This is a genomic window from Sulfuricaulis sp. (assembly GCF_024653915.1).
In the GTDB taxonomy this organism is placed as follows: Bacteria; Pseudomonadota; Gammaproteobacteria; order Acidiferrobacterales; family Sulfurifustaceae; genus Sulfuricaulis.
Map to the genome: position 1 here is coordinate 47,395 of NZ_JANLGY010000020.1, position 25,802 is coordinate 73,196.

Genomic DNA, 25,802 nt, shown 5'->3' on the forward strand with positions numbered 1-25,802 from the left:
GAGTCACGGCCGCAGGCCGCTCGACAAAAAAAAGCCGCCCATCGGGCGGCTTTTAGTAAAATAATAGTGCGCTTCGCTATCGCACAGCACACCCTACCTTAAGAAGGAAAAGAAAAAATTATCTCGGAAACGTCAACACCTCCGCGCTCACCATCCCATTCTCATTCGATCCATTCACACTGCGACCACTCTTGGCGCCGTCATTACGCTCATTCTCAATGCGATCCAGATACGCCCGGTCCACGTCGCCGGTGATGTACTCGCCGTTGAAGCAGGAGGCGTCGAACTGTTGAATCTTGGGATTGCCCTCGCGCGCGGCCTCGATCAGGTCTTCGAGGTCCTGGTAAATGAGTTTGTCGGCACCAATGACTTGCGCGATCTCATCTTCCGTACGGCCGTTGCCGATCAACTCGTTGCGCGACGGCATGTCGATGCCGTACACGTTGGGGAACCGCACCGGCGGCGCGGCCGAGGCGAAGTAAACCTTGCGTGCACCGGCGTCGCGCGCCATCTGGATGATCTGCTTGCTGGTGGTGCCGCGCACGATGGAGTCGTCCACCAGCAGTACGTTCTTGCGCCGGAATTCGACGTCGATGGCGTTCAGCTTCTGGCGCACCGATTTCTTGCGCTCGGCCTGGCCGGGCATGATGAAGGTGCGGCCAATGTAGCGGTTCTTGATAAAGCCTTCGCGGTACGGCAGGTCGAGCTCGTAGGCCATCTGCAGCGCGGCGGTGCGCGAGGTGTCGGGAATCGGGATCACCACGTCGATGTCGTGGTCAGGCCAGACGCGCTTGATCTTGTTGGCCAGGCGCTCGCCCATGCGCAGGCGCGTCTTGTGCACATAGATGCCGTCCATCATCGAGTCGGGCCGCGCCATGTACACGAATTCGAAGATGCACGGGGCGTGCATCGGCTTCTCGGCACACTGCTGGCTGTGTACCTGGCCGCGCTGATCCACCAGGATGCATTCACCCGGCGCCACGTCGCGCACGTATTCGAAGCCGACCACGTCAAGTGCCACCGATTCGGAAGCGAACATGTATTCCGTGCCCTGTTCGGTTTCGCGCTTGCCGTACACCAGCGGGCGGATTCCGTAAGGGTCGCGGAAGGCCAGGACGCCGAAACCCGTAATCAGCATGGTCACGGCGTAGGCACCGCGGCAGCGCCGGTGCACCGCGGACACGGCCTTGAAGACATGTTCCGGCGCCAGTCGCAGTTTCGCGACTGCCTGCAATTCATGCGCGAAAACATTGATCAGGATTTCGGAATCGGAATCGGTGTTGATGTGCCGCAGGTCCTCGCGGTACAGCTCGTCCTTCAGTTGATCGGCATTGGTAAGGTTGCCGTTATGCGCCAGCGCCAGGCCGTAGGGGGAGTTCACGTAGAACGGCTGGGCCTCGGCCGGGGAATCGCAGCCCGCCGTGGGATAGCGCACATGGCCGATGCCCATGTTGCCCTTGAGGCCGAGCATATGACGTTCCTGAAACACGTCGCGCACTTGGCCGTTGTCCTTGCGCAGGTGGATACGGTTGTCTTCGCAGGTGAGGATGCCGGCGGCGTCTTGGCCGCGGTGCTGCAGGACCAGCAGGCCATCGTAGATCGCCTGGTTTACCGGGGATTTACCGAGAATGCCGATGATGCCGCACATGCCGAGGGAATCTCCAGCGCTTAAAGACCGATTTTAGCCGTAACGGAGGTGCCGGGCAATATCGCGCGGGATATAACTGGCTACATACACCGCCGCGCGCTCGAAAAATGGCGAGAAAGCAGAGTCGCGCCACCAGTCACGCTGCGGAACCGAGGTCAACCCGGCAACCAGGAACACCGCGATCACGATTACGGCACCGCGCGCTACCCCGACCAGTCCGCCCAACGCGTTATTGACCATACGGAAGTGACGCCGGAGCGGGAAATATTTGTGCAGCAGCCACGAGCCCACCAAACCCAACACGAAAACCGCGACGAAGATCAGCACGAAGGCGAACAACTGGCGCAGCGCAGCATCTTCGAAGACGCCCCGGAACAATAATGAAACCGGCGCAGCATAAAACCATGCCAGTGCGCAGGACAAAGCCCAAGTCAGCAGCGAGATAACTTCACGCATCATGCCGCGCCACGCACCGATGGCAGCGAAGATGGCGACAATTCCGAGAATAAGCAGATCAAAACTGTTCATGTATTAATAATCAAAAGAAAAATAGACAGGATTAACAGGATTTACAGGATTAAAAACTTTGCGAATTAAAATCTTGTTAATCCTGTGAATCCTGTCCATTTGTTTTTTCAAAAGTTTAAGTCTGCGAATGCACCACGCCGGCAACGCCGGTTTCCTTGCGGATTTGCGCCTGCGCCTTGTCGGCTTTGGCGCGATCGGCGAACGGACCAACCGTCAACCGTAATGCCTTTTTACCGCCGACCGTTACTGAATCGGTATGAACGGTATGTCCGGAACTCTTGAGTTTGTCGCGCAGTCGCAAGGCATTTTGCGTATTGGAGAAGGTGCCAACCTGCACCATCCAGCCGTCCTCCATCTTGCTTTCCGGGGCCGGCTTCGCCGTTTTCTCTGGCGCGGGTTCCGGTTTTTTCACCACGGCCGGTTTTTCCGTCGGTGCCACCGATTTGGCTTCCGGCGCCGTTTTACTCTCGACCGATGGCAGCGTGACTTTTACTGCTTCGCTGTTTTCCATGGGCTTTACTTCGCTGCCGGGCACCGGCGTAACGACAATCCGGGTCTCGGAAATCCCCGCGCGCGGCAGAGCCTCGCGCACGCCCTTTAATTCCGGTGGCGGCTCACGCTCGTCGAGTATCATGGGCACGAAGATCACCACCAGCGCGACCAGCACGATCGCACCGACAATACGGTGTTTGGGATTGAATTCGGGACGGGCGTCGTCTCGGTCCGCCATGAGAATCAAGCAACCATAATTAAGAAAGTATGAGTTTTTACCGCAGAGATCGCAGAGAGTTTCCAGTTAATTTTCATGATTCTTTTCTCTGCGTGCTCTGCGCTCTCCGCGGTTGATAATCATACACAAGAAACTCTCAGTCCTTTCCGAGAGCGGCGAGTATATCACCGACCGTGTGAAAGGAGCCAAAGATGACGATGCGGTCAAACTCACCGGCATCGCGCCTGGCGGAGGCATAAGCGCGGTGCACATCGTCAAACTCCTGCGCGGGTGCGCGTACGCCCGCCGCCGTCAGTGCTTCGATCAGTTGCGCCGCCGTGGCCCCGCGCGGCACGTTCAAGGTCGCTGGATACCAGTGATCCACCACGCCTGTCAGCGGGCCGATCACGGAAATAATGTCTTTGTCCTTGAGCATGCCGAACACAGCCAGCGTCCGGCCCGGGATGGTCTGTTGCTTCAGCGTCGCCGCCAGCGAACGTGCCGCCTGCGCGTTGTGCGCCACGTCCAGCACGCACACCGGCCGGCCAGGCAACACCTGGAAACGTCCCGGTATCACCCCTGACAGTAACCCCTCGCGTACGTCCGCCTGTGTCACCGGGAAGCGGTCCGCCAGCGCATCGAGCGCCGCCAACGCGCAGGCGGCGTTGTACAGCTGATAATCGCCGCGCAGCGAAGGGTGCGGCAGACCGGAACGCAGGCGCATTCCCATGCGCCAGGTCCACTCTGTATTGGTGCGCTCAATTTGAAAATCACGTCCAACTTGCAGCAAGTTCGCACCGAGGCGCTTGGCCTCAGTGGCGACGATTTCCGGCGGATGCGGGTCACCGCAGATGGCAGGACGTCCGTGGCGGAAAATACCAGCCTTTTCGCGTCCGATGGCCTCGCGAGTGTGGCCCAGCCAGGCGGTGTGATCGATATCCACTGCCGTTACGATCGACACATCGGGATCAATCGCATTCACTGCGTCCAGACGTCCACCCATGCCGATCTCCAGCACGGCGATGTCAATTTTTGCTACATGAAACAGATAGAAGGCGGCGACGGTGCCGAACTCGAAATAGGTCAGCGGCACATTTCCGCGCGCGGCATCGATGCGCTCGAACGCATCGCACAGTTCGACATCGGTCGCGGTACGGCCGTCCAGGCGAATTCTTTCGTTGTAAGTGATGAGGTGCGGCGAGGTATAGGCGCCGACCTTGTAACCCGCCCGGCGCAACATGGTTTCACACATCACCGTGGTCGAGCCCTTGCCATTGGTGCCGGTAATGGCGATGACAGCATACGGCGGGCGGCGCAACCCCAGATTGTCGAGCACGGCATGCGCCCGCTCGAGCCCGAGCTCGATGGTGCGCGGATGCAGCGTCTCGATCCACGCCAGCCAGTCGGAGAGCGTCCGGGTGTTCAGAGAATTAACGAACCCCATGAAATATGAGTTATTACCGCAGAGTACGCAGAGATCGCAGAGAGTTTCCAGTTAATTTTCATGATTCTTTTCTCTGCGTGCTCTGCGCTCTCCGCGGTTAAGCATTAATAGAATCTTAGGGGGATTCGGAGATCCCGGATTCGGTTTCCGCAGTCCGGGATCGCTGGTCAGAAGGCGCGGCCTGGCGCGTCAGCATCGCCAGCAAGTTGGCAAGTTTGTCGCGCATTTCGCGTCTATCTATTATGAGGTCAATGGCACCGTGCTCCACCAGAAATTCCGAGCGCTGGAAGCCCTCCGGCAGTTTCTGGCGCACAGTCTGCTCGATCACGCGCGGGCCGGCAAAACCGATAAGCGCGCGCGGTTCAGCAACATTGATGTCGCCCAGCATGGCGAAACTCGCCGACACGCCGCCCATGGTCGGATCCGTCAGCACCGAGACAAAGGGAACACCGGCGTCACTCAGATGCGTCAGCGCGGCGCTGGTCTTGGCCATCTGCATCAGCGACATCAGCGCCTCCTGCATGCGCGCCCCGCCGCTCGCGGAAAAACACACCAGCGGGATTTTCTTTTCGAGACTGACATTCACGCCGCGCACGAAACGTTCGCCCACCACCGCACCCATGGATCCGCCCATGAAAGCGAACTCGAAGGCGCCCGCCACCAGTGGCATGCCCTTAAGCGCACCTTCCATGACAATCAGCGCGTCGCGCTCGCCGGTGTTCTGCTGCGCCTCGCTAAGACGGTCACGGTATTTCTTGGTGTCCTTGAACTTCATGGGATCGACCGGGAACAGGTTCGCGCCGATTTCCGTGCGCGGTTCCGGGTCGAGAAAAATATCCAGCCGCCGGCGCGCGCCGATGCGCATGTGGTGCGCACACTTGGGACATACCTCGAGGTTGCTTTCGATTTCGGCGTTGTACAACACCGTGGCACAGGCTGGGCATTTCTTCCACAGGCCCTCGGGCACCGAGGTCTTTTTGACGCCGCTCTGACTCTTGATCTTGGGCGGGACCAGCTTGTCGAACCAGCTCATCGGCTTGCTCCGGTGGCGGATGTCGGGGCCAAGGTGGCATGGTCCATGGCCGCGCGCAAGCGGGCGATAAAGGCCGGCACCTCGCTCAGGATTTTATCCGGATTCGTGGCCATTTCCTCCATGCGCTTGACCACGGCACTGCCGACGATGACCGCGTCCGCCACGGTCGCCATTTGCGCGGCTGTTTCGGGGCTGCTGATGCCGAAGCCGACGCCGAGCGGCAGCTTGGTATGACCGCGAATTTCCTTGAGCTTGGCCGTCACTTCGCGCACATCCAGGTTGGCCGCACCGGTCACGCCACGCAGAGATACATAGTAGATGAATCCGCTGGCGGCCTTGGCAATGATCTTGATGCGCTCGGCCGAACTGGTCGGGGCCAGCAGAAAGATGGTATCCAGATGTCGCGGCTTCAGTGCGGACTGGAACGCCTGCGCCTCTTCCGGCGGCAGGTCCACGGTGAGCACGCCATCCACCCCGGCATCAGCGGCTTCCGAAGCGAAGCGCGTGTAACCCATCGCCTCGATGGGATTCAAATAACCCATGAGCACCACCGGTGTGGTTTTGTCCTTTTCGCGGAACTCACGCACCATCGCCAGCACACGCGTGAGACTGATCTGGTGTTTCAAGGCACGCTCGGAGGCACGCTGGATCACCGGTCCGTCGGCCATCGGGTCGGAAAACGGCACGCCGAGCTCGAGAATATCCGCGCCGCTTTTGACCAGCGCGTGCATCAGCGGCACCGTCATCCACGGTTCAGGATCCCCCGCCATTATATAAGGTATGAGGGCGCGGCGGCCGGCTTGCTTCAACGTCTCGAATTTCTGCGCGATGCGCGACATCAGAATTTGATTCCTTCAAGGGTTGCGACCGTGTGGATGTCCTTGTCGCCACGGCCGGAGAGATTGACCACGATGATCTTGTCCTTCCCGAGCTCCGGCGCGAGTTTTTTCGCGTAGGCCAGCGCGTGACTGGATTCCAGCGCCGGCATGATGCCCTCGGTGCGGGTCAGTTCGTGGAATGACTCAAGTGCTTCCTTGTCGGTAATGGAAACATACTGCGCGCGTCCCGTATCTTTGAGGTAGGCATGTTCCGGACCCACGCCCGGGTAGTCGAGCCCGGCAGAGATGGAATGGGTTTCGGTAATCTGGCCGTCATCGGTTTCCAATAAATAGGTGCGATTGCCGTGCAGCACGCCGGGCCTGCCGGCACACAGGGTCGCGGCATGCTTGCCCGTCTGCACACCTTCGCCGGCGGCTTCGACGCCGACCATGGCAACACCTTTATCCTTGATGAAGGGATAAAACAGGCCGAGGGCATTGGAACCGCCGCCGACACAGGCGACCAGTGCGTCTGGCAGACGTTTTTCCAGTTCCTTGATCTGCGTGCGCGTCTCGCGCCCGATCACGCTCTGGAAATCACGCACCATCATCGGATAGGGATGCGGGCCGGCGACGGTGCCGATAATATAAAAGGTGTTCTCGACATTTGTCACCCAGTCGCGCATGGCTTCATTCAACGCGTCCTTGAGCGTTTTCGATCCGGATTCGACCGGTACCACCTCGGCGCCCAGCAGCTTCATGCGATAGACATTGATCGCCTGACGCTTCATATCCTCGGAACCCATGTACACCACGCATTGCATGCCGAAGCGCGCGGCCACGGTGGCCGTCGCCACACCATGCTGGCCAGCACCGGTCTCGGCGATCACACGTTTCTTGCCCATGTGACGCGCCAGCAACGCCTGGCCGATGGTGTTGTTGATCTTGTGCGCACCGGTGTGGTTCAGGTCTTCGCGCTTCAGATAAATCTTTGCTCCGCCCCAGTTTTCAGTCAGGCGCTTGGCGAAATACAGCGGGCTGGGACGACCGACGTAATGGCGCAGGTCGTTGTCGAACTCTTTCTGGAATGCCGGTTTGTCACGCAGGCGCTCATACGCCTCACGCAACTCCTTCAGCGGCTGCATCAGGGTTTCGGAAACGAAGATACCGCCATAATCGCCGAAGTGGCCGCGCTTGTCCGGTAGATCATAGGCGCTCATACCACCCCTCTCACCGCTTCGATGAAGGCAGAAATTTTCTGAGCATCTTTGATGCCTTTGGTCGCTCCTGCGCGTCCTGCACCCGCGACATTTGTGCGTCCCTGCACATCAGCCTGCACCTCCACGCCGCTAGAAACATCCACGGCAAAGGGGCGCACCGTGCGTACCGCCTCGGCGACGTTCTCCGGTGTGAGGCCGCCAGCCAGAATCACTGGCTTGCCGAGATCGGAAGGCACCCGGCTCCAATCGAAGGCTTGACCGGAACCGCCGTCGACATGCGCCACTGCCGTGTCGAGCAACAGGCCTTCGGCATCGGCGTAGCGGCGCGCATTGTCGTGCAGATTGACATCGGCTTGCATGTGGATGGCTTTGATGTAGGGCCGGTGATAGCGGCGGCACTGTTCAGGGGTTTCGTTGCCGTGAAATTGTAACAGATCGAGCGTTACGTGTTTGAGGACGGTTTCCACGGTATCGGGCGCGGCATTCACGAACAAGCCCACCACGGTGACGAACGGCGGCAGCGCACGTACGATGGCTGCCGCCTGATCTGGCTTCACGTAACGTGGGCTCTTCGGCTCGAACACGAAACCGATGGCGTCAGCCCCGGCCTGCGCCGCCGCCATGGCATCCTCAATGCGGGTGATGCCGCATATTTTCACGCGTGTGCGCATGTGCCCTCCGGAAGGTCGCGAAGCTTACCAGAGGCCGGGAATCGGCGGAAGGCAACGGGGTAATCAGCGATTACACTTTCTCGATATCCAGCTGGTGCGCCTTGCGGCCGCCACGCTCGGTTTTCTCGACCACGCCGGAATGCTCCAGCAGGAGTCGGGCGAACTCCACCTCGCGGTGAACAAGTTCGCGCGCGCCACGGCGCAATTCCTCGCTGTGCTGCACGTGCAGGACATTGCGCTCCATGTCCTCAGCCGACCAGCCGCGTGAATGGGCGATATAGGGAAACGGCGGGAACTGAAAACCCAGCTCGGAAAAGAATCCGAGCAGGTGTCCGGCCACGTCCTGCACGTTATCTTGGCCACCCATGATGATGAACCCGGCAACCTTGTTGCGAATCAACACACGGTCCTTGATGGTGATCTGGTTCTGCACACAGTTGAGCCGCTCGGCCATCTTGTAATAGAGCGAACCGGAGGCGCCCCAGCGGATCGGCGTGGCCAACAGCACGACGTCGGCCCAGTGCACCAGCGCTTCGTAAACCTGCTCCATCTGGTCTTCCGGATCCATCTGCGTGATGGAGCACGGCCAGGTGCAAGCGCGCGCGCTCTTGGAGTAATAACCTTCGCAGGTGCGAAAACGCAGTTGATCCAACTGGATCAGGCGTGTCTCGCACTTGAGTTCCGCGGCCGCATGATCGAGCGCTACCTGCAACAATGCTTCGGAAGTTGAGTAACGCGGATATTCCCGGTCCATGGCCGTGGTGGAAATGCCCACAACACGCACCGGCCCCGGTTCACGCTTGATGGGTCGGTCGAGCGGGTGTGGTGGATGCGGCTTCTTGCGGCGTGGTGTCTGCGGCTCCAGCTGTACGTGAAGATGACCGCCCTCCTCCTTCACGACATGTCTCGGTACCGCGTCTTCCTCGTACCCGGGTTCGCCCAATCCGGTGCGGCAGTGGAATTTCCAGTGATGCCACGGACAAACGATGTATTCGCCGTCCAGCTGTCCCTGCCCCAATGGGCCGCCGGCATGGTTACAAATGCCCGAGACCGCGCCGAACTTTCCACCCTGCCACGTAATCGCGAGTTTAGTATTCCCCACGCTGACTTCCGTGACCGGTACTTTTCGGTATTTCTCGACAGAACCCAGATCGTGCCATGTCGTTTTTTCCATTGTTCGCTCCTCCTGTCATAACAAAGACAACAACATGAACGATATTGCAGTCAGTAAATATCCGGAAACGGCAAGGCATGAACAAACTCAGGAATCTTCGCCGAATTCGGATAGCTAACCGATACCAGATACAGCCCATCGGGCGCGGCGGTCACACCACCAGCCTTGCGGTCGCGCGCATCAAGCACTTCCTTCGCCCAATCCGGTTCGCGCTCACCCGCACCGATGGTCATCAGCACGCCAGCGATATTGCGCACCATGTGGTGCAGGAAAGCATTGGCATGAACGCGGATGTGGACAAACTCATTCTGACGCACCACCTCAAGCGCACGCAACTCACGCACCGGACTCTTCGCTTGGCACTCGGTGGCGCGGAACGACGTGAAATCGTGCTTGCCGAGCAGATGCTGCGCCCCCTGCAGCATCCGTTTGATGTCGAGCGGACGGTATTCGTGCGTTATGCGCCGAGCAAGATACGTCGGCCGTGCGGGGCGATTCAGAACGCTGTAGTGATAATGCCGACCTGTAGCGGAATAACGCGCATGAAAACTGTTATCCACTGGTCCGGCCCACAGGAAAACAACGTCGGGAGGAAGATTGCTGTTTACGCCACGCACCCACGAATAATCGCTGCGCTCGGCGCTGGTATCGAAGTGGATCACCTGCCCGGCAGCATGCACGCCGGCATCCGTGCGCCCGGCCACCGTCACCTGGATTGGTTCGTCCGCCACTTTGGACAGCGCTGCTTCCACGATGCCCTGCACCGAACGCGCCTGGTTCTGCCGTTGCCAGCCGGAAAAGTTTGAACCGTCGTATTCAAGGATCGCGGCAACACGCATAAGGGGCGTATTCTACCTGCTCATTTTTTCCCTGGGTGGAATTAAAACCACAGCGGATGGCGCCTGCTGAACTCAGTCAATGCCGTCACGTAACAGCATTTTCATGGTCGTGGAATGATGTTCGCGCAGGTACAGCACCACGGTCACGAGCGTGGTCGCGGCCACGAACACCCACGGGTGCACGAACCAGCCGAGCGCGGCAAGGCTGAAATAATACGCGCGCAACCCCTGATTGAAGTCCTTCGAGGCATGAGTACTGACTTTGGCGGCACGCTGCGCATAATCGCTGTCCACGGTTTTTGGCGCAGCGCCAATCAGAACCGAGCAGTAATTAAACTGGCGCAACGCCCAGGTGAACTTGAAAAACGCATACACAAAGATGATACCCAGCACGAGCAGTTTCAGCTCCCACTGTCCCAGCGTGGTGCTGGCCGCGAATGGCAGCGCACGCACGATTTCAATGCCTCGGTCGCTGGCGCCAAGAATGGCCAGTAATCCGGCGAGAATCAGTAGCGTAGTCGAGGCGAAGAACGACACCCCCTGCAACAGATTGCGCAGAATATTGACATCGGCAACACGGTTGTCGCGCAATACCATCTGGCGCATCCATTCCTCACGATGCGCATGCATGACGGCGCGCAGTGAACGTTTGCGCCAGGGTCCGCGGTCCGCGTACCAGGTGTAACCAACCCAGATGATGACGAACCACGACAGGCTCAAGATATCAGCGGTGGGGATGTCGAACATGCCTGCCTCCGTTTTTACCGTCCGGATGACACTGTCTCATGCCTTGAGCTTTTGTTCCACGAGCTGCTTCAGTTCCTCGAGCGAGGCGCAACGGTTGATTTCCTCTCGGGTAATCCACTCTTGCAGGCCGTTTTCAGCTTTGCGGAATATCGCCGGCAGCTTTGGATCACGCAGACCATAGCGCTGTGCCAGTTCGTCCCGGTGCAGGAATTCCACCGGCACAGCGATCCCGGCGACGAAGTTTTTCCATTCGTCGCGCATGCTGAAGGTGGAGTGCGTGATCGCGCAGAGATTGCAGGAATAGGTTTTCGGCGAGACGATCTTGTGACCGATATCAAGCAGCGCGCTTACGAATCCGCTGTCGGCGTTATATACGAAAACGAGGGTTGGTTGTCTCATGGCGAAACCGCCTCCCGCAATTCGACAAATTGTTTAGAGAGCGCCAAGGCCGCTCGCGCGGCCTGACTATTACTCTTTCACTTCGATCCCCTGTACTTCCTGATATCCCTTGGGCAATCTTGATCCACGCTGGGCGCGTTCGCCTTCGTAAAGCTCGATCTCCTCGCGCGAAACAGTGAGGTCGCCCTTGCCGGTATGAACCACGAGCGGTTTGCCCTCGCTGAAGACAACCACACCAGCGATGGCTTCCTCGCTCTTGGCGAATTTCGCCGTGGGTACATTGAGAATCTTGTTGCCCTTGCCCTTGGGCATTTGTGGCAAATCCTTCACCCTGAATACCAGCATCTGGCCAGTGGTCGTGGCTGCCGCGAGGTAATCCTTTTTAATATCGGTCACGAGCCGCGGCATGAGTACTTTCGCGCCCTTCGTCGCCTTGAGCACCGTCTTGCCGGCCTTCTTGTTCGCGACCAGATCTTCGAGCTTGGCGACGAAACCATAACCGGCATCGGTCGCGAGCAGGAACAAGTCCTCGGGGTTGCCCATCATCACGCCGGCCCAGGTTGCACCGGGAGGGGGATTCAGGCTGCTCGAAAGCGGCTCGCCATGGCCGCGGGCGGACGGCAGCTTGTGCGCCGGCAATGAATAAGTACGGCCCGTGGAGTCGATGAACACCGCCAGTTGATTGCTCTTGCCGCGCGCGGCCTGGTGGAATTTATCGCCGGCCTTGTAATCAAGCGTCCTGGGGTCCATCTCGTGGCCCTTGGCGGCGCGCACCCAGCCCTTCTCGGACAGCACCACGGTAATCGGCTCGGTCGGCAGCAGCGCGGTCTGGTCGATCTGTTGTGCGGCTTCGCGTTCGACGAGCGGCGAACGGCGTGTATCGCCGAATTCCTTGGCGTCTTCGATGATCTCGTCGCGCACCAGCTGCTTCAGCAGCCGCGCGGATTTGAGCGTTTTTTCGAGGTGGAGGCGCTCGCGCGTGAGCTCGTCCTGCTCGCCGCGGATTTTCATCTCTTCGAGTTTGGCCAAGTGACGCAACTTGGTCTCAAGTATTGCCTCAGCCTGGATCTCGGTCAGCTTGAAGCGCTTGATGAGCTTCGGTTTGGGCTCGTCCTCGTGGCGGATGATGCGGATGACCTCGTCCAGATTCAGATAGGCGATCAACAAGCCGTCAAGGATGTGCAACCGCGCCGTCACGCGATCGAGCCGGTGCGTGAGCCGCCGGCGCACGGTCTCGATGCGGAACTTGATCCACTCCTTGAGCAGGTCCTTGAGGTTGTACACCCGCGGCCGGCCGTCGAGGCCGATCATGTTCATGTTCACACGGTAGCTGTGCTCGAGATCGGTGGTCGCGAACAGGTGTGACATCAGCTCTACCGGGTCGATGCGGTTGGAGCGCGGCATGATCACCAGGCGCGTCGGATTCTCGTGGTCGGATTCGTCGCGCAGGTCCTCGACCATGGGCAGCTTCTTCTGCTGCATCTGCTGTGCGATTTGCTCGATGACCTTGGAGCCCGACACCTGATATGGCAGTGCCGTGATGACGATGGCGCCGTCCTCGCTTTCCCATTTGGCCCTGGCGCGGATCGAGCCGTTGCCGGTTTCGTACATCGCGCGGATTTCGCTCTTCGGCGTGATGATCTCGGCCTCGGTTGGATAGTCCGGACCCTTGATGTGCTTGAACAAGTCCTTGAGGCCGGCGTCCGGCTCCTCGAGCAGGTGCACACAGGCGGCAGCGACTTCGCGCACGTTGTGCGGCGGGATATCAGTCGCCATGCCAACGGCGATACCGGTGGTACCGTTCAGTAGCACGTGCGGCAGACGTGCCGGCATGATTTTCGGCTCCTCCAGCGTGCCGTCAAAATTGGGCGTCCATTCGACTGTTCCATGTTCGAGCTCGGACAGCAGGATTTGCGCGAAACGCGTGAGTCGCGACTCGGTATAACGCATGGCGGCAAACGACTTGGGATCGTCGGGCGAGCCCCAGTTGCCCTGGCCATCGATCAGCGGATATCGGTAGCTGAACGGCTGGGCCATGAGCACCATGGCTTCATAACAGGCGGAGTCGCCATGCGGGTGGAACTTGCCGAGCACGTCGCCCACGGTGCGCGCCGATTTCTTATGCTTGGAGGCGGCGTTGAGGCCCAGTTCCGACATGGCGTAGATGATGCGCCGCTGTACGGGCTTCAAACCGTCGCAGATGTTCGGCAGCGCGCGGTCAAGAATGACATACATGGAATAATCCAGGTACGCCTTTTCGGTGAAGGCCGCGAGTGGCAGGCGCTCAATCGAGACGGCGCGTGGACGCGCAATCGGCTGCGCCTTGCCACGCTTGCCAGTGGATTTTTTACTGGCGGTGCTTTCCTTGCTGGAGGTTTTCTTGGCCATCAGCGTTTCGCTTCGGCGGTTCGTTTCAACGCCAGATTCATCAGGCTGAATGCCTTAAGTGTTTTCTTGTTAATAAAAGGCATTATCAGTGATGCAAGCACGCCGGAGAAGTGCTCGCGCTGGATGAAGCGCACACCGTCTACGCCATTCGGGATGATGAAAAATGCCTGTTCGCGATCGAAAATCCCTTCGAGCACGCGCCGACGACGCCAGCGCAGTTCGGTGGCGGGGATGGCCTTCACCACGCGCGCCGTAAACTGCGAAGGATGTCCGCCCGGATAGCGCTCCTGAATTTTCAGGCGCTGACCCGGCACCGGTGGACCGTATATGGAAACCAGAAACGGGTTCCAGTGCGGGTAAGCGTTAAAATCGGTCAGCACGCGCCAAACAATTTCCGCCGACGTGGCAACGTCAATGGCAGTCTTGATGGTTGGCATTAGATGACCTCTGCCTTGTTACCATTCTTCTCGAGCCAGTTCTTGCGGTCGGACGCGCGTTTCTTGCCGAGCAGCATGTCGAGCAGCTTGTTGGTGTTGTCGCCGGACTGGATTTCCAGTTGCACCAGACGGCGCGTTTTCGGGTCCATGGTGGTGACGCGCAGCTGGTCGGGATTCATCTCGCCCAAACCCTTGAAGCGCGTGACCATCGGCTTGGCGCGTGAGCCGCTTGATTCGATACGCTTGAGTACTGCCTTTTTCTCTTCATCATCCAGCGCGTAATGAATTTCCTTGCCCGCGTCGATACGGTACAGCGGCGGCATGGCGACGCACACACGGCCGTCCGCCACCAGCGGCCGGAAGTGACGCACAAACAGCGCGCACAGCAGTGTCGCGATGTGTGCGCCATCGGAATCGGCGTCAGCAAGAATGCAGACCTTGCCGTAACGCAGGCCTTCGAGATTACTCGAGCCTGGATCGACGCCGAGCGCGACCGCGATATCGTGCACTTCCTGTGAGCCCAGCACCTCGGCCGATTCCACTTCCCAGGTGTTCAGAATCTTGCCGCGCAGCGGCATGATCGCCTGAAATTCACGGTCGCGCGCCTGTTTGGCCGAACCGCCGGCGGAATCACCCTCCACCAGGAACAGCTCGGTGCGTGACAAGTCCTGGGCCACGCAATCGGCGAGCTTGCCGGGCAGTGCCGGGCCGGAGCCAATTTTCTTGCGCGCGACCTTTTTATCGGCGCGCTGGCGCTCCTGAGCGGATTCAATAGCGAGGGCGGCGATCTTCTCGGCATCAGCCACATGATGATTGAGCCACAGGCTGAAGCTGTCTTTGGCCACGCCCTGCACTAAACCAGCCGCCTCGCGCGAGGTCAGGCGCTCCTTGGTCTGCCCCGAAAACTGGGGATCGCGCAGCTTGAGGGAGAAAACATAACTCGACTTGCCCCAGATGTCCTCGGGCGCGAGCTTCACGCCGCGCGGCAACAGATCGCGGAACTCGCAAAATTCGCGCATGGCATCGGTGAGGCCGGCGCGGAAACCGTTGATATGCGTGCCATCCTGCGTGGTCGGAATGAGATTGACATAGCTCTCCATGATCGGCTCACCGCCCGCCGGTAGCCACACGATGGCCCAGTCCACCTCGCCGTCATCGCCTTTCTGGTGACCGACAAAGGGTTCAGCCGGCAAATATTCCCAACCCTCAATCTGAGTTTTCAGATAATCCTTGAGGCCGTCTTCGTAATGCCACTCTTCGTTGTCCTTGGCATCGGACTCGTGGGTAAAGCTGATGTAGAGGCCCGGACACAGTACCGCCTTGGCGCGCAACACATGCTTCAGGCGCGGGACGTGGAATTTCACCGTGTCGAAGAACTGGGCATCAGGCCAGAAGCGAATGATGCTGCCGGTGACGCCTTTTTCCGCCTTGCCGACCGCCTTCAATTCCGAGGTCTTCTGTCCGTCGGCATAGGACATGCGGTATTCCTTGCCGTCACGCCGCACCGTGACTTCGAGTTTGTGCGACAGGGCATTCACCACGGACACGCCCACACCATGCAGGCCGCCGGAATAGGTGTAGTTCTTGTTCGAGAATTTTCCGCCCGCGTGCAGGCGCGTGAGAATCACCTCGACGCCCGACACGCCCTCTTCCTTGTGCTTGTCCACCGGCATGCCGCGGCCGTTGTCCGCGACCGAGACCGAACCGTCGACATGCAAAGTGACGTCTACCGCGCTGCAATGGCCGGCGATGGCCTCGTCCACGCTGTTGTCGACTACTTCCTGGGCGAGATGGTTAGGCCGGTCCGTCTGGGTGTACATGCCCGGACGGCGACGCACCGGCTCGAGTCCGGTCAGGACTTCAATCGCAGAGGAATCGTAGGCGGTGCTCATGGACGGTCAGATAATCATGAAATGAACAAAGTTCATCGGCATTACTGGGTCAACAGGCGCACGAGATCTTCGGGCGCCCGGGCAGATGCATGCGTGTCGCACATATAATGACGGTAAAGATGATAACGGAATGCGTTTATCGCAGGCTGTGGAATTCTTCGCCACGCCGCCTCTTTAACCGGCGTGAAAACATGCTCCGGGCTTCCAAAAGCATAGGTCTTGTATTCCCGGGTTTCACAGCGCAGACCGTCATAGAAAACACTGCGCGCACCGGAGGGGCTTTCTACCACGAGCGAAAACCGGGCGACGCGATCGACACCGCGCGAAAGAGACGCACGGTCAATATAAATTTTAAGGTTGTCTGTGGCCGGTAAGGGCACCGCCAGGAGGTCCTGGTCCTTCGGATAAGGCGGGAGGATTATCTCGCTTTCCTTCCACTTCTCCACCAGGCTTTCATCGAAATCGAATTGCTCCGGTCCAGTTCCGTATTGATCGCGCTTGGCATGGAGTGGATGAATGGCGGCGAACAACGCCAAGGACAGCAGCAGACGACCGAAGAAAAATCTTTTCCCTCCGATACGACGGACAATAAAACGAGTGGCTCCTTGCATCGGGCGCGCAGTATACAGCAGATGTGCGTCGTGCACGAGGAATCACCCCGCGGGATTATCTCGTCGCGGTTGACAGCACACGCGAATGATATTCGTCAGTCTGACAGGTCCTGCGCCAGGGAGTCGCGCGTCACCGCCGGAACGGGATCGACCAGATGGGTATAGGCCGGGTGATCGATGCCCATCGTTACCGCGGCGCCTTGCTTGACTGCCTTGACCATGTCGGGTGTCAGCTCGAAGCGCAGAAAATGGACGGACGAGGTTTTTTCTTCATCTTCGCGCTCCAGATCCTCGTCTGCGTGCGGGCGCACCGGCTCAAAACCCGCCACACGTGCCCATACCTGGTTTTCCACGCCTTTCAGGCGCTTCAGGGCCACACGGCGCTCCTCGGCATCCGGAAACTCAACCATAAAAGTCGCCTTCCAGTTATGCCCATCCGGGATGAGGGGGTTATAAACCGCCAACTCATCATTGATGCCTTCCGCTTCAAAAATCCGTTCAATGCGGAGCATTTCCTGAATCTGGTACTGCATGGTCATCCGATCCTCGAAATAGAGCGTGGCATTCGGACCGATAGCCACCTGGCGATTCTGCTTGTGCGCCATCACCTGAGCACGGAATCCGGAGCGAAGCTCGGCATATTTTTCAAGCGGATAAAGATCGTCGCGGCTCAGCTTTTTCATCACAGGGTTTTCGATCAGTTGACCGGAGGATTTATTCATCATTGACTCACTCCTTGCCCTTGTGTTCCAGGCCGGTTATGGGTTTTTTGGTAAACAGATAGTCCCGCAGCTCTTTTTCAAATCGCTTATCGTGGCGGCGAATCCATTCGAGCACCATCGCAGCGTGTTCTTTTTCTTCATCGCGGTTGTGTGCCAGGATGGCGCGCAATTCCTTGTCCCGGCAGGCATCTACCCGCTGGTTATACCAGTCCACCGCTTCCAATTCCTCCATCAACGATACGATGGCGCGATGCATGTCGCGGGTTTCCTCAGACAGTTCTTCAAGTGGCTCGTGATAACCTTCGTTAGCCATAGCAGTCACCCTCTATATAGTTAAAGGCCGTAGGCAATACGCAACAATGTCAGCGGATGCTCTGGATTTTTCGCACCGCCCAATCCATTTTCGATCTGATGCCCGGCCATGGGGCAATCGCTGGAATAATGATCCGGCTTGGCCTGCTCAACCCGGCTGACCACGGGTTTGCAGATCTTCATCGAAATCTTGTGGAATTCGCTTTTCACCGCGTAGGTTCCATCATGCCCGGAACAACGTTCAATGGTGTCGATTGTTGTGTTGGGAACAAGATTCAGCGCCTCACGCGTCTTAAGGCCGATATTCTGCACACGCAGATGACAGGGCGCATGATAAGACACGGAGCCCAGTTCCTTCTTGAAATCGGTTTTTAATTTTCCTTCCTTGTGCCGCAACATCAGATATTCGAAGGGATCGAAAATAGCCTCTTTGACCTTGGCCACATCGGGATCGTCGGGAAACATGAGCGGCAATTCCTGCTTGAACATCAACACACAGGATGGCACCGGTGCAACAATATCCCAACCTTCATCCACGAGTTTCGCCAGCACCGGGATATTGGCTTCCTTGGCGCGCGCCACGGATTCAAGGTCACCCAGCTCGAGTTTGGGCATGCCACAGCACTGCTCCTTCTCGGCCAGTTTCACGGGAATACCGTTGTGCTCGAAAATGGCGATCAAATCTTCACCCAAATGCGGTTCATTGTAGTTTCCGTAACATGTGGCAAACAATGCCACCCTGCCACGCGTGCGTCCGGCCGGGACGGCAACCAGGTCATCGCGATTCCGGTTCTTCATGCGCTTGCGCAAGGTATTGCTGTGATACTCCGGCAATACCGCCTCCGGGTGCACGCCCAACACCTTGTCCAGCATTTTTCGCATGGCGACGGAATGGTTCGCGGCATTTACCGCCTGCACCACCACCGGGATACCGGCCAGTTTGCCGACCATGTCGGTATTGGTGAGCAACCTGTCACGTTTCTTGATATCGCCTTTTTTGAATTTCACCGCTTTGGCGCGCAGCATCAAATGCGGAAAATCCACGTTCCATTCGTGCGGCGGTACATACGGGCATTTGGTCATGAAACACAGATCGCAGAGATAACAGTGATCAACGACCTGCCAATAATCCTTCTTCTTGACTCCATCCACTTCCAGCGTCGGTGAATTGTCGACGAGATCGAACAAGGAGGGGAAAGAATTGCACAAACTGACACAGCGACGACAACCGTGGCATATGTCAAAGACGCGCTCGAGCTCTTCCATGAGCGCTTCTTCATTGTAAAACCCGGGATCGCGCCATTCCAGAGGATGCCTCGTCGGCGCCTGGAGACTGCCTTCACGTCGGCCTTCAGTTGGTTGGCTCATGATTGAATCTGCATGCTGATAAATTCAGAATATTTTCTGCTTTACGAGCTTGGCCAGTATTGACAGCCATCAAACCCGGTCAGGGAGAAGCGACGGGGCGCAGAACAAGCCCGCCCCGTCGTTCACGACTGAAGCCTACTTGCCCAGGGTATCGAGGGCTTTCTGGAACCGGTTGGCGTGTGAACGTTCGGCCTTGGCCAGCGTCTCGAACCAGTCGGCAATTTCGGCAAAACCTTCGTCTCGAGCGGCCTTGGCCATACCCGGATACATGTCAGTGTATTCGTGAGTTTCACCGGCAATAGCGGCCTTCAAGTTATCCGAGGTTGGGCCGATTGGAAGACCCGTGGCCGGATCGCCGCACTGCTCAAGATACTCCAGATGACCGTGTGCATGGCCGGTTTCGCCTTCCGCGGTAGAACGAAACACCGCTGACACGTCGTTAAAGCCTTCCACGTCGGCCTTGGCGGCAAAATACAGATAACGCCGGTTGGCTTGGGATTCACCGGCGAAGGCATCCTTGAGGTTGCCTTCGGTCTTGCTTCCTTTGAGTTTTGTCATGATTTATTCCTCGATTTCAGTCGATTTACGGTAATATCAATTTAAAGAAATTTAGTTTTAAAACTTTGATTTACAACAATAAAAACCAATATGATACTTTGATTTAGAATAATTCTAAATTAGAGGAAAGCCCATGTCAACAACCGTGCGTGGCCAGGGACGAGTCCAAATGGAGATTAAGAGGAATCTGGCTATTCTTAGGGTTCGGATGTCATTCATGGTCCTCTTGGGTGCGATGACAGACCGCAAGGCATATTTCTCTGGCAATACACCAGTCACGACCGGTGGTCGTGAACCCACAAGAAATTAACGGATGCCAATATGACAGACGCACGTAAATACCGGAAAACAGGAGGAAAAATAATTTGGCGCATCCAGATATCTAAACTATATTTGAAAGATTCAGCGCAATAGCACTGACGCTTACCTGAATCCACCACGATGGCAACCGCAAGCACGGCAACGAATCTGAGCGGCCTCGCACTGAGGCTGGTGCGCGACAATCTGCTCAGCCCCACGGATGCGGAACGCATCCAAACGGAGGCGCTTGCCAAAAAGACCTCCTTTGTCACACAGCTGGTTGAAAGCAAAAAACTCGATAGCGCCACCATCGCCAAGGTGGCGTCCGAAGATTTCGGCATCCCCCTGTATGAAATCAACTCGCTCGATCTGGAAATGGCCCCGGTCAAGCTGGTTGATGAAAAGATCATCCGCCGTCATCACGTCCTTCCCCTCTTCAAGCGCGGGACAAGACTTTTTGTCGCGGTCGCCGACCCCACCAATTTGCAGGCGCTGGATGAAATCAAATTTCATACGGGACTCGGCACGGAACCGATTCTGGTCGAGGAAGCCAAGCTCGCCGCCATTATCGAAAAATCTCTCGACGCCCAAGATACCAGCCTTTCAGATCTGGCTGGCGATGACAGTCTCGATAACCTTGAACTCATCGCCGGTGAGGAAGACAAGGATAAGGGGGGCGCCGGAGGAGAAGAAGGCGTCAACGATGCGCCGGTCGTCAAATTCGTTAACAAGATTCTGATGGATGCCATCAATCGCGGCGCCTCGGATATTCACATTGAACCGTATGAAAAAATCTACCGTGTGCGCTATAGGCAGGATGGCATCCTGTCCGAAGTGGCCAATCCACCGATAGCGCTGTCAGCGCGTATTGCGGCACGTATCAAGATTCTTTCCAGGCTCGATATCTCGGAACGGCGCGTCCCACAGGACGGCCGTATCAAGATGCGCATTTCGAAAAATCGCTCGATCGACTTCCGCGTCAGCACGCTGCCGACTTTGTGGGGCGAGAAAATCGTGATGCGTATTCTCGATCCGACCTCAGCCACGCTCGGCGTGGAAAAACTGGGATTCGAGGATTTTCAAAAGGAACTTTTCCTTGAGGCGATTCATCGACCCTACGGTATGGTGCTCGTCACTGGTCCAACCGGTAGTGGCAAAACTGTTACCCTCTATACGGGCGTGAATATCCTCAATACACCGGACAATAATATTTCCACGGCCGAAGATCCGGTGGAAATTAATCTGACCGGCGTCAATCAGGTCAATATCAATGAAAAGACCGGGCTCAACTTCGCTTCGGCACTGCGCGCCTTCTTGCGCCAGGACCCGGACATTATTCTGGTCGGCGAAATCCGCGACCTCGAAACGGCCGAAATTTCCATCAAGGCCGCGCAGACGGGGCACATGGTGCTCTCGACCCTGCACACGAACGATGCGCCCTCCACGCTGACCCGTCTTGCCAACATGGGCGTACCCCCGTTTAACATCGCTTCGGCGGTTAATCTGATCATTGCCCAGCGTCTGGCACGGCGATTGTGCGCGCATTGCAAGAAACCCCTTGATATCCCCAAACCGGCGTTGTTGAAAGCTGGCTTTAAGGAAGAAGACCTCCCGGACCTTGTTGTTAATGGCCCCGTGGGTTGCGATGCCTGTAATGGCGGCTATAAAGGACGTGTGGGTATTTATCAGGTCATGCCGGTATCGGAGGAAATTGGCGCCATTATCATGCGTGGCGGCAACCAGTTGGATATCGAATTGCAGGCCAGGAAGGAAGGCGTTCCTGATTTGCGCCAGTCGGGCCTGATGAAGGTCAAGCAAGGCGTCACCAGTCTCGAAGAAATCGAGACGGCAACCAACGAGTAAGCCATGGCAGAAGCGGCGAAAAAGAAATCGAATTTCGATGCCTTCATGTGGGAAGGCGTCGACAAACAGGGAAGGAAGGTCAAGGGCATCATGGAAGCGGCCAGCGTCGCCTACGTGAATGCCACATTGCGCCGGCAGGGGATCAATCCCGTCAAGGTAACCAAGCAGCGCAAGATGACCTTCAAGTTCAAGCAAAAAATCACCACCAAGGACATCTCCATTTTCACCCGCCAGCTTGCCACTATGCTGAACTCAGGCATACCGATGGCTCAATCCTTTGAAATTGTCGGCAAGGGGCATGAAAACCCTTCTATGCAAGAAGTGATCATGTCAATCAAACAAGATGTGGAGTCGGGTACTGCCTTGGCTCCAGCCCTAGGCAAGTACCCGCTTTATTTCGATGCCCTGTATTGCAACCTGGTACAGGCCGGTGAACAGGCCGGTATCCTGGATGGCATTCTGGACAAAGTCGCTACGTACAAGGAAAAAATCGAGGCCATCAAGGGCAAAATTAAATCTGCCCTGTTTTATCCAACCGCAGTCATCGTAGTGGCATTCATCATTACTGCCGTACTGCTGGTATTCGTTATTCCACAGTTCGAAAGCTTGTTTGCCGGTTTCGGCGCCGACCTGCCGGCCATGACCAAGATGGTTATCGATATGTCCAAGGCATTCCAGGAATGGTGGTGGGCGATTATCGGAACAATCGTCGGGTCCGTTGTATTCCTCAGCTACTCATACAAACGTTCAGATAAAATGCAACATACGATGGATCGCCTCTTGCTCAAGGCGCCCGTGATTGGCGATATCGTCAAAAAAGCCACCATCGCCCGGTTCGCACGCACGCTGGCTACCATGTTTGCTGCCGGCGTGCCACTGGTAGAGGCGCTGGATTCTGTCGCGGGCGCCGCGGGCAATCGCGTTTATTATGAAGGCACCCTGGCCATCAAGGCCGATGTCAGCACTGGCATGCAGCTGCAGGCATCCATGGGTGCTACCGGACTTTTCCCCAACATGGTGGTGCAGATGGTCGCCATCGGCGAGGAATCGGGCGAGCTCGACAAAATGCTCAGTAAGGTTGCTGATTTCTATGAACAGGACGTTGACGACGCCGTGGCGGGCCTTTCCAGCCTGCTTGAGCCGATCATCATGGCCTTCCTGGGTATCGTCATCGGCGGTCTGGTTGTCGCCATGTATTTGCCGATCTTCAAGATGGCGGCCACGGTTTAATCCCATAGCAAGCTCTGCTTTTATCCTCGGCATTTGGGCATAATGGCGCCCGATGAGTGATCTCTCCGTCCTCTTTGCCAACTACCCCGCGGCTTTTCCATGGATCGCCGGTGTATTCGGACTGGCGATAGGCAGTTTTCTGAACGTCGCGATTTACCGTCTTCCTGTCATGCTGGAGCGGAAGTGGCGTAGTCAGTGTCAGGAGATCCTCAAACCGAATAAGAAAACCCGGAACGCCCCCAAACGTTTTGATCTGGCAGTGCCAGGCTCGCGCTGTCCGCATTGTGGCCATGCCATCACCGTTCTCGAAAATATTCCGGTTCTGAGTTTTCTCTGTCTCCGCGGAAAATGTTCGGCTTGCGCCAAGCCCATTTCGTGGCGCTATCCGCTGGTGGAGCTGCTGACAGGATGCCTCACGGCAATGGTCGCCTGGTATTTCGGATACGGAATGGCTGCACTGGCCGGCATGGCGCTGACGTGGGCTCTGATTGCACTCAGTTTCATCGATTTTGACCGACAGCTGTTGCCGGACGATATCACCCTGCCACTGTTGTGGGCAGGATTGCTGTTAAATGTTTTTTCTGCTTTCACTCCGCTGTCATCGGCGGTCATCGGGGCCACCAGCGGTTATGTTTTCCTCTGGCTGGTCTACCAGTTTTTCAAGCTGGTAACCGGCAAGGAAGGCATGGGTTATGGCGACTTCAAACTCTTTGCCGCACTGGGCGCCTGGCTCGGATGGCAGAGCCTGCCATTAATTATCCTGTTTTCATCGTTGGCTGGTGCCATCGTGGGAATTACCTTCATCGTGTTTTTCGGCCACGACCGCCGCATGCCCATGCCCTTCGGACCGTTCTTGTGCGTGGCCGGTTGGGTTGCGCTCCTTTGGGGCGATACCCTGACACGTTACTACCTGCAGTTCGCCCGCATCGGTTCCTGAATCCAGCACTCATGTTGCGCGTAGGTTTGACCGGCGGCATCGGCAGTGGCAAATCCACCATCGCCTCGTTGTTCACCATGCGCGGAGTGCCGGTGATCGATACCGACGAGATCGCGCGTGGCCTGACTGAACCGGGGCAGGAATCGTTTGACGAAATTGTCCGTGCTTTTGATGGCTCGATCCTGGATGAAAACCACCGGATAGACCGCAATAAACTTCGTGAGCGAGTCTTTGACAATGCCGATGAACGTCGTCGTCTCGAGACGATTTTGCATCCGCGCATTCGTGCCATTGTCCGGGAGAAGCTCGCCACGCTTGAGGCGCCCTATGGCATTGTCGTTGTGCCGCTCCTGATCGAATCCGGCTTTACCGACCTCGTGGATCGTATTCTGGTCGTAGACGCATTGGAAAATGTGCAGGTTCAACGCACCACCACCCGCAGCGGATATAGCGAACCGGAAATACGGAAAATCATGTCGGCACAAGCAAGCCGGGCGCAGCGACTGCAACAGGCCAATGACGTGATCGAGAACAATGGCGACAGAAAACAGCTTGAAGGCGAGGTAGAGCGCAAACATCAATGGTATTTGTCGCTCGCAGCCACGACGAAAAAAATATAAGTTTCACCGCAGAGTACGCAGAGATCACAGAGATTTTTCAGTTAATTTTCGTGGTTCTTCTCTGCGTCCTCTGCGCTCTCTGCGGTAAACAATCAATAAATCAAACCTTCTTTAACTACGATACTCGGCGTTGATGCGCACATATTCGTGCGACAAGTCTGAGGTCCAAACTCGAGCGGAAGCGCTGCCCGCCCCTAACTCCACCCCGATCCGGATTTCCGGCAGCTGCATAACGGAGAGCCCCTTGGCGTCGGTATAGCCAGCGTCCGCGGCACCATGGCGCACCACGCATAGCTCATTAAGATAAATCCCCACTTTGGCGACATCCAGTTGCGCAACCGGTGCGCGTCCGATCGCCGCCAGAATGCGCCCCCAATTGGGGTCGCTGGCAAAAAACGCCGTTTTCACCAACGGTGAATGCGCAATGGTATAAGCCACCGCGAGACAATCTGATTCAGTGCGGCCACCCTTCACCTCAACGGTTATGAACTTGGTCGCGCCCTCGGCGTCGCGCACAATGGCTTGAGCAAGCTCCATGAATACTTCCGTGATGGTTCCCAGCAATACGGTATAAGCCTCTCCACCAGTCTGATCAATCACCGGATTTCCGGCTGTTCCGGAAGCAAGCAATACGCAAGCATCGTTGGTCGAGGTATCGCCGTCCACGGTGATGCGATTAAAAGACTGGCTCACGGCAGCTGACACGCACGCCTGAAGTGCCGGCGGTGCCACAGCAGCATCCGTTGCGACAAATGCCAACATGGTTGCCATGTCCGGCCGGATCATGCCGGCGCCCTTGGCGATACCCGTCACCGTAACCGTACGCGAACCGATTTTGACCTGACGTGAGCTTCCCTTCGGCAAGGTATCGGTCGTCATGATGCCATGCGCCGCTTCGGCCCAACCGTTTTGATTGAGACTGGCGAGGCAGGACGGCAGGCCGGCAACAATTCGCTCACGCGGAAGCCGCTCGCCGATCACGCCCGTGGAGAACGGCAAGATTTCAGCAGCTTTACAGCCCAACTGGCTGGCGAGCGCCTCGCAACAGGCGCGCGCGTCTTCGATGCCAAGATCACCAGTCCCGGCGTTGGCAAAACCGGTATTGATGAGCAAGGCGCGGGGCATAAAGTTGGCGAAGTGCTCGCGTGCCACGGCGACGGGAGCGGCACAGAAGCGGTTTTGCGTAAAGACAATGGCTGCCTGTGTTCCCGACGCGCACTCAATCACCACCAGATCGCGTCGATCTTTTTTGCGGATACCAGCGGCAGTGGTGCCCAGACGAATGCCGGAGACGGAATGCAGATCAGGTAAACCATGCAAACCGACCGCCATGG

Annotated in this window: 25 protein-coding genes; 4 read left to right on the plus strand and 21 right to left on the minus strand. The window is 57.4% G+C overall.

The features are described 5' to 3' along the window. Nucleotides 1-118 precede the first annotated feature (118 nt). From purF to NUV55_RS10100, 20 genes are all read right to left on the minus strand, one after another. On the minus strand, nt 119-1,648 hold the full coding sequence (gene purF / locus NUV55_RS10005; protein ID WP_296672565.1) for an amidophosphoribosyltransferase: 1,530 nt from the start codon (nt 1,646-1,648) through the stop codon (nt 119-121). A 33-nt stretch (nt 1,649-1,681) separates the two neighbouring features. Then, nucleotides 1,682-2,176, minus strand: coding sequence for a CvpA family protein (locus NUV55_RS10010; RefSeq protein WP_296672566.1), 495 nt, complete (start codon nt 2,174-2,176; stop codon nt 1,682-1,684). A gap of 115 nt (nt 2,177-2,291) precedes the next feature. After that, nucleotides 2,292-2,906 (minus strand): SPOR domain-containing protein, encoded by a 615-nt coding sequence (locus NUV55_RS10015; protein WP_296672568.1) that lies wholly within the window; start codon nt 2,904-2,906, stop codon nt 2,292-2,294. A 136-nt stretch (nt 2,907-3,042) separates the two neighbouring features. Continuing rightward, nucleotides 3,043-4,329 (minus strand): bifunctional tetrahydrofolate synthase/dihydrofolate synthase, encoded by a 1,287-nt coding sequence (folC, locus tag NUV55_RS10020; protein ID WP_296672570.1) that lies wholly within the window; start codon nt 4,327-4,329, stop codon nt 3,043-3,045. Between the two features lie 115 nt (nt 4,330-4,444). Next, on the minus strand, nt 4,445-5,362 hold the full coding sequence (gene accD, locus NUV55_RS10025) for an acetyl-CoA carboxylase, carboxyltransferase subunit beta (RefSeq protein WP_296672572.1): 918 nt from the start codon (nt 5,360-5,362) through the stop codon (nt 4,445-4,447). After that, nucleotides 5,359-6,201, minus strand: coding sequence for a tryptophan synthase subunit alpha (gene trpA, locus NUV55_RS10030; protein ID WP_296672574.1), 843 nt, complete (start codon nt 6,199-6,201; stop codon nt 5,359-5,361). Before trpA ends, accD begins: the two co-directional genes overlap by 4 nt. Then, nucleotides 6,201-7,400 (minus strand): tryptophan synthase subunit beta, encoded by a 1,200-nt coding sequence (gene trpB / locus NUV55_RS10035; protein ID WP_296672576.1) that lies wholly within the window; start codon nt 7,398-7,400, stop codon nt 6,201-6,203. Before trpB ends, trpA begins: the two co-directional genes overlap by 1 nt. Further along, nucleotides 7,397-8,071 carry a phosphoribosylanthranilate isomerase gene (locus tag NUV55_RS10040; protein WP_296672578.1) on the minus strand — a complete coding sequence of 225 codons (675 nt, stop codon included), beginning with the start codon at nt 8,069-8,071 and terminating at the stop codon, nt 7,397-7,399. Before NUV55_RS10040 ends, trpB begins: the two co-directional genes overlap by 4 nt. Nucleotides 8,072-8,141: 70 nt before the next feature. After that, the gene (locus NUV55_RS10045; protein WP_296672579.1) at nt 8,142-9,245 is read right to left on the minus strand and encodes a Rieske 2Fe-2S domain-containing protein; all 1,104 of its coding nucleotides are present in this window, start codon (nt 9,243-9,245) and stop codon (nt 8,142-8,144) included. 50 nt (nt 9,246-9,295) lie between these two features. Then, nucleotides 9,296-10,084: a tRNA pseudouridine(38-40) synthase TruA gene (gene truA / locus NUV55_RS10050; RefSeq protein ID WP_296672581.1), complete on the minus strand. Its 789-nt coding sequence runs from the start codon at nt 10,082-10,084 to the stop codon at nt 9,296-9,298. Nucleotides 10,085-10,156: 72 nt separating this feature from the next. Further along, nucleotides 10,157-10,831 carry a DUF599 domain-containing protein gene (locus NUV55_RS10055; protein WP_296672582.1) on the minus strand — a complete coding sequence of 225 codons (675 nt, stop codon included), beginning with the start codon at nt 10,829-10,831 and terminating at the stop codon, nt 10,157-10,159. 36 nt (nt 10,832-10,867) lie between these two features. Then, nucleotides 10,868-11,230 carry a hypothetical protein gene (locus tag NUV55_RS10060; RefSeq protein WP_296672585.1) on the minus strand — a complete coding sequence of 121 codons (363 nt, stop codon included), beginning with the start codon at nt 11,228-11,230 and terminating at the stop codon, nt 10,868-10,870. Nucleotides 11,231-11,299: 69 nt separating this feature from the next. After that, complete coding sequence (gene parC / locus NUV55_RS10065) at nt 11,300-13,618, minus strand: DNA topoisomerase IV subunit A (RefSeq protein ID WP_296672587.1); 2,319 nt, start codon at nt 13,616-13,618, stop codon at nt 11,300-11,302. After that, nucleotides 13,618-14,055 carry an SRPBCC domain-containing protein gene (locus NUV55_RS10070; RefSeq protein WP_296672589.1) on the minus strand — a complete coding sequence of 146 codons (438 nt, stop codon included), beginning with the start codon at nt 14,053-14,055 and terminating at the stop codon, nt 13,618-13,620. The genes parC and NUV55_RS10070 overlap by 1 nt, the downstream gene beginning before the upstream one ends. Further along, on the minus strand, nt 14,055-15,947 hold the full coding sequence (parE, locus tag NUV55_RS10075; RefSeq protein WP_296672591.1) for a DNA topoisomerase IV subunit B: 1,893 nt from the start codon (nt 15,945-15,947) through the stop codon (nt 14,055-14,057). The genes NUV55_RS10070 and parE overlap by 1 nt, the downstream gene beginning before the upstream one ends. Before the next feature lie 41 nt (nt 15,948-15,988). After that, the gene (locus tag NUV55_RS10080) at nt 15,989-16,558 is read right to left on the minus strand and encodes a CNP1-like family protein (protein ID WP_296672593.1); all 570 of its coding nucleotides are present in this window, start codon (nt 16,556-16,558) and stop codon (nt 15,989-15,991) included. A gap of 95 nt (nt 16,559-16,653) precedes the next feature. Beyond that, complete coding sequence (locus tag NUV55_RS10085; protein WP_367280400.1) at nt 16,654-17,241, minus strand: DUF3501 family protein; 588 nt, start codon at nt 17,239-17,241, stop codon at nt 16,654-16,656. Nucleotides 17,242-17,287: 46 nt separating this feature from the next. After that, on the minus strand, nt 17,288-17,593 hold the full coding sequence (locus NUV55_RS10090) for an encapsulin-associated ferritin-like protein (protein WP_296672596.1): 306 nt from the start codon (nt 17,591-17,593) through the stop codon (nt 17,288-17,290). Nucleotides 17,594-17,613: 20 nt separating this feature from the next. Further along, nucleotides 17,614-18,960, minus strand: a complete 1,347-nt coding sequence (locus NUV55_RS10095; RefSeq protein ID WP_296672598.1) for a heterodisulfide reductase-related iron-sulfur binding cluster — start codon at nt 18,958-18,960, stop codon at nt 17,614-17,616. A 135-nt stretch (nt 18,961-19,095) separates the two neighbouring features. Continuing rightward, a complete protein-coding gene (locus tag NUV55_RS10100; RefSeq protein WP_296672600.1) occupies nt 19,096-19,518 on the minus strand; it encodes a rubrerythrin family protein in 423 nt (140 codons plus the stop codon). A gap of 441 nt (nt 19,519-19,959) precedes the next feature. On the opposite strand from NUV55_RS10100, the gene pilB reads away from it, so the two are divergent. The 4 genes from pilB to coaE are packed head-to-tail and all read left to right on the plus strand — an operon-like array spanning nt 19,960 to nt 24,468. Continuing rightward, on the plus strand, nt 19,960-21,681 hold the full coding sequence (gene pilB / locus NUV55_RS10105) for a type IV-A pilus assembly ATPase PilB (protein WP_296672602.1): 1,722 nt from the start codon (nt 19,960-19,962) through the stop codon (nt 21,679-21,681). A gap of 3 nt (nt 21,682-21,684) precedes the next feature. Further along, on the plus strand, nt 21,685-22,911 hold the full coding sequence (locus NUV55_RS10110) for a type II secretion system F family protein (protein WP_296672604.1): 1,227 nt from the start codon (nt 21,685-21,687) through the stop codon (nt 22,909-22,911). Nucleotides 22,912-22,963: 52 nt separating this feature from the next. Then, nucleotides 22,964-23,848, plus strand: a complete 885-nt coding sequence (locus NUV55_RS10115; RefSeq protein WP_296672606.1) for an A24 family peptidase — start codon at nt 22,964-22,966, stop codon at nt 23,846-23,848. Between the two features lie 11 nt (nt 23,849-23,859). Beyond that, nucleotides 23,860-24,468, plus strand: a complete 609-nt coding sequence (coaE, locus tag NUV55_RS10120) for a dephospho-CoA kinase (protein WP_296672608.1) — start codon at nt 23,860-23,862, stop codon at nt 24,466-24,468. Between the two features lie 111 nt (nt 24,469-24,579). Here the strand turns inward: coaE and argJ are convergent, their stop codons facing one another. Continuing rightward, nucleotides 24,580-25,800, minus strand: coding sequence for a bifunctional glutamate N-acetyltransferase/amino-acid acetyltransferase ArgJ (gene argJ / locus NUV55_RS10125; protein ID WP_296672610.1), 1,221 nt, complete (start codon nt 25,798-25,800; stop codon nt 24,580-24,582). Nucleotides 25,801-25,802: the final 2 nt, after the last annotated feature.